The organism is Sinomicrobium oceani, from assembly GCF_900119185.1.
GTDB lineage: Bacteria > Bacteroidota > Bacteroidia > Flavobacteriales > Flavobacteriaceae > Sinomicrobium > Sinomicrobium oceani.
The window spans coordinates 102,773-109,492 of record NZ_FPJE01000017.1 but is presented as its reverse complement, the minus strand read 5'-3'; the positions used below and the strand labels follow the sequence as shown (position 1 = coordinate 109,492).

At 44.2% G+C, this 6,720-nt stretch carries 6 protein-coding genes; 5 read left to right on the top strand and 1 reads right to left on the bottom strand.

The window, feature by feature from the left end:
• Positions 1 to 563 (top strand): bile acid:sodium symporter family protein (locus BT112_RS15340; protein WP_139276242.1); only part of this gene is annotated, 563 nt, incomplete at its 5' end.
• 1 nt (position 564) lies between these two features.
• On the opposite strand, the gene BT112_RS15335 is transcribed toward BT112_RS15340, so the two are convergent.
• A complete protein-coding gene (locus BT112_RS15335) occupies positions 565 to 1,617 on the bottom strand; it encodes a helix-turn-helix transcriptional regulator (RefSeq protein WP_083564952.1) in 1,053 nt (350 codons plus the stop codon).
• A gap of 80 nt (positions 1,618 to 1,697) precedes the next feature.
• Between BT112_RS15335 and BT112_RS15330 the strand changes: the two genes are divergently transcribed.
• The 4 genes from BT112_RS15330 (at position 1,698) to BT112_RS15315 (ending at position 6,708) form a co-directional block, all read left to right on the top strand.
• The gene (locus BT112_RS15330) at positions 1,698 to 2,315 is read left to right on the top strand and encodes a class I SAM-dependent methyltransferase (protein WP_072318264.1); all 618 of its coding nucleotides are present in this window, start codon (positions 1,698 to 1,700) and stop codon (positions 2,313 to 2,315) included.
• A 24-nt stretch (positions 2,316 to 2,339) separates the two neighbouring features.
• Positions 2,340 to 2,639, top strand: a complete 300-nt coding sequence (locus BT112_RS15325; protein WP_072318263.1) for a hypothetical protein — start codon at positions 2,340 to 2,342, stop codon at positions 2,637 to 2,639.
• A 2-nt stretch (positions 2,640 to 2,641) separates the two neighbouring features.
• Positions 2,642 to 4,222, top strand: coding sequence for a PepSY-associated TM helix domain-containing protein (locus BT112_RS15320; RefSeq protein WP_072318262.1), 1,581 nt, complete (start codon positions 2,642 to 2,644; stop codon positions 4,220 to 4,222).
• Positions 4,223 to 4,383: 161 nt separating this feature from the next.
• The gene (locus BT112_RS15315; protein ID WP_394333367.1) at positions 4,384 to 6,708 is read left to right on the top strand and encodes a TonB-dependent receptor; all 2,325 of its coding nucleotides are present in this window, start codon (positions 4,384 to 4,386) and stop codon (positions 6,706 to 6,708) included.
• Positions 6,709 to 6,720 lie beyond the last annotated feature (12 nt).

Here is a 6,720-nt window from a genome sequence, read left to right as displayed (position 1 = left end):
TGACCATTACGTCTATCGCCACATTGCTGTCGCCTTTCCTGACCCCGGTACTGATGAAGTTACTTGCGGGGGAGTTTATAGCCATCGATGTGCTGGCCATGATGTGGAGCATCGTTAAGATGATCATTATCCCTATCGGGGCGGGTCTGATTTTCAACCGGCTTTTGCACGGTAGGGCGAAGTGGCTGGACCGTGCGATGCCTGTGGTCTCCATGGCGGGGATAGCGCTGATTATCGTGGTGATCACAGCTGCGGGTCGCGATAGTCTTCTGGATATCGGTTTGGTGTTGCTGCTTTTGGTATTGTTTCACAATCTTTTCGGTTATACGCTGGGGTACTGGTATGCGCGTTTGTTCCGGTTACCGGAGCGCGATGCGCGTACGGTGGCCATAGAGGTGGGTATGCAGAACGGTGGCCTGGCATCGGGTATCGCACATTCTGTGGGTAAGATCGCCACGATGGGTCTGGCCCCTGCGATATTCGGTCCGCTGATGAACATTACCGGATCGGTACTGGCATCGTACTGGCACAAGAAAGAACCGAAGGGATCGGCCGAAAGCTGAATCAGTTGTTTTTCAGTTTGCTGGGGACAAAGCCGAATTTTTTCTTAAAGGCCGTAGAGAAGTGCTGCGGATTTTTATATCCAGTCATATCAGACACCTGACTTACGGTGAGTTTTTGTTCCAGCAGCAACTTTCGGGCCTGCGTCATTCTCAGGTGGTGAATACAACCGAACACCGTGGTGCCGAAAATGGTCTTGAAACCGCTTTTCAGTAAAAACTCATTAGTACCTATTTTCTTGGCGAGATCCTGTAAGGTGATTTTCTGCCCGTAGTTTTTCAGCAGATACGCTTTGGCTTTATATATTTTATCCCGGTCGGAAGGAGAGATATTTTTCAGGGCTTCCCCTTTCGGATCGCCATACTGCTCGGTCTGTAATAAAAGAAGCTCCAGTATCCGTGCATAGATCAATGGCTTTTTCGGTATCTCCTCCTGTAATGCACTCGTCATATCTTCGATCAGAAAATACATCTCCGGTGTTATCGGATAGTTTGTGTTTTTAATACACCCGGTCTGTCCCTGTTTTATCATATTCCGGAAAGCGCCGAAACAATTGTCCCAGGGAAGAAATTTATCAAAAAAATCACGATACAGCTGAATACACACAAATTGAAGTTCTTTTCCGTCAGGCTCGAAATAGCCACTTGCATGATTGCTGAAGAGGAGGTTGTGCGTATGCCTGTGAAATATATGCTGCTGCTGATCCTTGAAGTGCATAGCGAGATTGCCTTTGGTGATAAACAGCATTTCAAGTGCCCGACCGGAATAGGAAAAATGTATAACAGGTTTTCCCGAGAGTTTAAGGTTGACATTAATCACTTTGAAATCATTCAGTAGTGTTTCCCGGACCTGGCCCCGGATTTCCGGTTCGTCAAAATCCGCCGTACCACAGGTAATCCCGTCCACATGGTTTACAAAACACTCCGAGGCAAAATCAAAAGCAGATATTCCCGAAGTATTTATAGCTATTTTTCTATATCCCATGATTTTATGACCTTTTTCGTTTTGCGTACGTTTTCCTCCCTTTGGCGTACTTTCAAATAATTGTGTTGGCATAACTTTGCCCGCAAATATAATTATTTGAAATAAATCTAAATAAAAACAGTGTCAAATTCTTAAAAGAAAAAGATATGTTGATGAAAGGGAACATCCGGCCTCCTTACCTCACCGGGGAGCCGATATGGCAAAGTAGCAGAAGTATAGATGCTGAAACATACAGAAAATATGCCATTCAGGCACTTTGTATAGATGCAAACTCCAGGATACTGGATATTTTTTTCGGGACCCGGTCCTGGGTAGCGGAAATTACCGCAGAGGCATGGAAAACACACTATTTCGGTCTGGAGACTTCCGAAGCTCCGGTACGTAAGGCATCCCGGATGTTCAAATCGTATACAGAAAAGAGAAAAGCAGCTTTCAGCGTATATTCAGGAGAAAAGATCCCGTATGTAACCCGTTTTTTTCACCGCGTTTTATGCAGGCTCTCTGGTGCGGAACATATATCCGGTTACTTTTTTACCGAAGCATACCGCGTTCTTGGGTATGGGGGGATTCTCGTTGTCCTGTACCAACCCCGGAAAGCATTTGATGAAGCCGTATCGCTGGTTGATTCTGCACTGGAGGCAGGATTTGTTCTCAGAAATTTCGGGATGTACCACCTGGAATCAGACACGGATAAAAACATGGCTATACCACATGATGAGCATGTACTTATCACACTCGAAAAGCCTCTGAAAATCACAGATGCAAAATAGTAATACCTTAATGTAAGACTACACATGCCGCCGAATAAAAAATACCTTACCCAATCTCCCGTACAGCGTTTCGCCAAGATCTCAGCTGGTTTTGCAGGAGGATACGCTGTTACTGAAGCCTTCTGTATGGCCCTTGCTTCCTGGACACATGCCGGGAATGTCCTCATGACCCTTAGGTTTGCCGGGGCGATGTTGTGGGTTGCGTTAATGATCCTCGCTTTTCTTGCCAGGAACGGCTGGAAGATATGGGGGCTTTACCTTCTTCTGAGCGTATTTTTTTATGCGATGATCTATCTGGGAAATGATGTAAATCCACTGGTTTAAGAATGTCACAAAGAGTTTATAATATTATATTTCACACGCACACGATAAGCGGAATTTTTATCAGTGCATTGCTATATGTTATCTTTTTCACAGGATCGGTTTCTTTTTTAAGGGATGAGATCAACGCCTGGGAGCGCAATGAACCGATATCGGAAGGATACTTTGCCACTATCGACTTTGACAAGGCCTTCGGTGAGATGGAAAAGGAGGGGGCCTTGTACAGCCGGGATATACGGCTAACACACCGTTTTTACGAAAAACGGGTTTCGGTTTTTAAGTCATCACCCAAAGACACGACCATACGGGAAGAACGCGGAAGAGGAAGAAGAAGAAATTTTTTTTATCTGGATACCGAAAACCACATCAGGAGAGATTATGTTCAAAACTATTCGCTGGGAGAGTTTTTTTATCGCTTACATTTTTTTGCACCTTTAAATTTTCATAGCAGATCCGGTTATTACCTGGCGGGCCTGGTAGCGTTTTTATTTCTCTTTGCTGTCGTTACCGGGGTTATAGTGCACTGGAAAAAGATTATCTCCGGTTTCTATGTCTTTCGTCCCGGGGGCAAATGGAAGACAATCTGGACAGATGCCCATGTGGCCTTAGGGATGCTCGGACTGCCTTACCAGTTTATGTTTGCATTTACCGGGGTGTATTTTATAGTGGGATATTCGGTAATGCTTGCTCCGGTGTCTTCGGTATTGTTCAAAGGAAACGATGCCCAAATGGAAGAGGTTATGCGCTATGAGGAACCAAAAGACTATGATTTTTCGGGAGAAGCGGTAAACCGTGATTTTTCTTTTAATGATTTTGTGGCAAGAACAGCCGAAAAATGGCCGGGGGCAGAAATTAACGGACTTCAGGTTATCAATTACGGTGACGCGAATATGCATGTCAAAGTAATGGCAGTGCCTTCTTTTAAGAATAAACTGCTGGGTGGCGGCTATCAGACGTTCAGGGTTTCAGACGGACAAGCAGTAGACGAAAAAGATCCTTTCAACACCGTATCGTATCGCGAAGGCAGTACCAATCTTCTCGCCAGACTTCACTTCGGGGATTTCGGCGGATACGGTATGAAAATCATATATCTCGTACTCGGTTTTATCACCTGTTTTGTAATATTATCCGGAGTGTTGATCTGGCTGGTCGCACGAGATAAAAAGAATGTAGCCCCGGCCAAAAGACGTTTCAATAACTGGCTTGCCCGTATTTACCTTTCCGCTTGTCTTGCCATGTATCCCGTAACCGCATTTACCTTTATTATGGTGAAACTCCTGGCCGGAGATGATGGGACAGACAGGAAAGAATTTATTTTTTCGACTTTTTTCTGGTCATGGCTTGTGCTGACCGTTTTGTTACTTTTCAAAAAGAGTACTCATTTTACCAATAAAGCCACACTGATTCTCGGTGGTTGTTTAGCCCTTCTGGTACCTGTATCCAATGGCGTAAAGACCGGTCGATGGCCTTGGATATCCGTAGCCGACGAATATTCCCAAATCTTCGTAGTAGACCTGTTCTGGATTTCCCTTTCGGTAATTTCTTTTGCTGTAGTATTTAAGTTGAAAAAGAAATCACTGGCATGAATTCCTGTCTTCGGGCTTACTGTTTTGCGTAGCTAATTCTCCGTTTGACGTATGTTGCAGGCGAAGAAAAGAAATAGTTTTGCCGCTTTAAGAATATTAAGTCTAAATAAATATAAAATGTGTTTTCAAAATCATAGAATATGCAGTCTGTAAACAAGTGTGTGAGGTTGATTTGGTTGATATTGTTGGTGCCCTTAATGGCGGTTTCACAATCCGGGAATATTCTGGTCAGCGGAAAAATAGCTGATGCCTCGGGAAATGGAGTCTATGGCGCTACCATAATCGTAGGGAAGACCACTTATGGTGTGGTTACCGATGAAGAAGGAGCATTTGAGCTGTATCTTTCGGAAGGTGATCACCATCTGAACATTTCATATATAGGCTATAAGCCCCATTCCGAAGTTGTCCGGGTAAAGCAGGAAGGAATTTCCGGGTTGCGTATAGTGTTGGAAGAGTCTACTTATGCCCTTGAGGAAGTGGTCTTATCGGGGAAAAGTATAGTGCAGCAGGTAGAAGAAAAAGCATTTAATGTTAGTGTCGTCGATGCCAAAAAGCTGCATCATACGACACTCGATCTCGCACATGCCCTGGACAGGGTCTCAGGGATCAGGGTCCGGGAGAGCGGAGGAGTAGGGTCTCAGATGAACTTTTCCATAAACGGATTTCGCGGAAGACAGGTACGTTTTTTTGTAGACGGGATTCCCATGGATAATTTCGGGTCTTCCTACCAGCTCAACAATATTCCCATAAACCTGGCGGCGCGTATAGAAGTATATAAAGGTGTGGTTCCGGTAGGGCTCGGTGCCGATGCGCTGGGTGGAGCAGTCAATATCGTAACCAATACCTATGACAAAAGCCATGTAGATGCTTCATACTCGTATGGCTCTTTTAATACGCACCGCTCTATGGTTAATGCCGTATATGTGGCGAAGTCCGGTTTTATTGCCCAGTTGAATGCCTATCAGAACTATTCTGATAACAATTATAAAATGGATGTGGAGGTTTCCGACCTGGAAACCGGAGAATACTATCCGACGAGAACCGTAAGAAGGTTTCACGATACCTATCATAACGAGATGCTTATCGCCAATATAGGAGTGGTCAACAAACCTTATGCCGATAAGTTGTTGTTTGGGGTTACCGTAGGATCTGCATACCAGGAGATACAGACGGGAGCAAGAGTACAATCGGTTTTCGGGGCCTGGCACCGCAAGGGGAATATTATAATGCCCACCCTGAAATACAAAAAGGATGATTTTATTACCAAAGGACTGGATTTCCGGCTGAATGCCAACTTTAATCTCGGTCAGGAAAAAAACATAGATACCCTGAACAGGAGGTACAACTGGCTTGGTCAGTATAAAGAGTATGATACTCCGGGTGGGGAACGGTCTTATTCTCTGTATTATTTCCGTAATAATAACGGTCTGGCTTCGGCAAACTGGGATTATGCCATTAACAGTAAAAACAAGATTACGCTCAACAATACTTTCAACACTTTCGACAGGAAGGGAAGGAACAGGCTCGCCACGGACAGCGAGAGGTACGAACAGCCGCAAAAGACCATGAAAAACATCATCGGGCTGGGATATCAGTACGAATCGGATAATTGGAACGTCTCCGTATTCGGAAAGCAGTATTTTCAGCAGAACAAGTTTTCCACGAGGATCGATGTAACGGGCAGTGAATCGGAATACATCAAAAAAACGAATACGTTCAACTATTCCGGATACGGTATAGCGGGGACTTATTTTATAACGGATAATCTGCAGTTAAAGGGTTCTTATGAAAAAAGTTACCGCTTGCCTGACAACGAAGAACTTTTCGGGGATATTATCAACCTGGAAGGAAACATAAATCTTAAACCGGAGCACAGCCATAATTACAATCTCGGAGCAGCATACTGGTGGCGGTTTCTTACCAATCATCAGTTGAATTTCAGTGTTAACGGGTTTTACAGGGATGCCAACGACTTCATATATCGAAGGCTGAATACCAACCAGGCCATGCAGATTATGGATAACCTCGGAACCGTATCCAATACCGGGATCGAAGGTGAAATACGCTATCAGTACCGTAATACCTTGATGGCCGGAATGAATATCACCTATCAGCACATGCTCAACAAGACGAGAAACGATGTTTATAACGATCGTATTCCGAATATTCCTTATTTATATGGCAATGCGGATATTACTTATAATTTCTTTGACGTCGGGGGAGAAAATAACACCCTGAGTCTGGGCTATAACATGCTGTATGTTCACGACTTTTACCTGTTCTGGCCGAGTCTGGGGGGGAAGGATACCAAAAGAGGAATCCCGGAACAATTTTCTCACGACCTTAACGCTACCTACTCTTTTAACAATAAAGTCCAGTTTACCCTGGAATGCAGGAATCTGCTCGACAAAAATCTCTACGATAATTTCAGCCTTCAAAAACCGGGAAGAAGTTTCTATGCGAAGATCAAATACACATTTTTATAATTAAACCATAAA

Coding starts and splice junctions, on each gene's coding strand:
- BT112_RS15320 (WP_072318262.1), top strand. CDS start 2,642: ATGTCACAAAGAGTTTATAATATTATATTTCACACGCACACGATAAGC.
- BT112_RS15335 (WP_083564952.1), bottom strand. CDS start 1,617: ATGCCAACACAATTATTTGAAAGTACGCCAAAGGGAGGAAAACGTACG.
- BT112_RS15330 (WP_072318264.1), top strand. CDS start 1,698: ATGAAAGGGAACATCCGGCCTCCTTACCTCACCGGGGAGCCGATATGG.
- BT112_RS15325 (WP_072318263.1), top strand. CDS start 2,340: ATGCCGCCGAATAAAAAATACCTTACCCAATCTCCCGTACAGCGTTTC.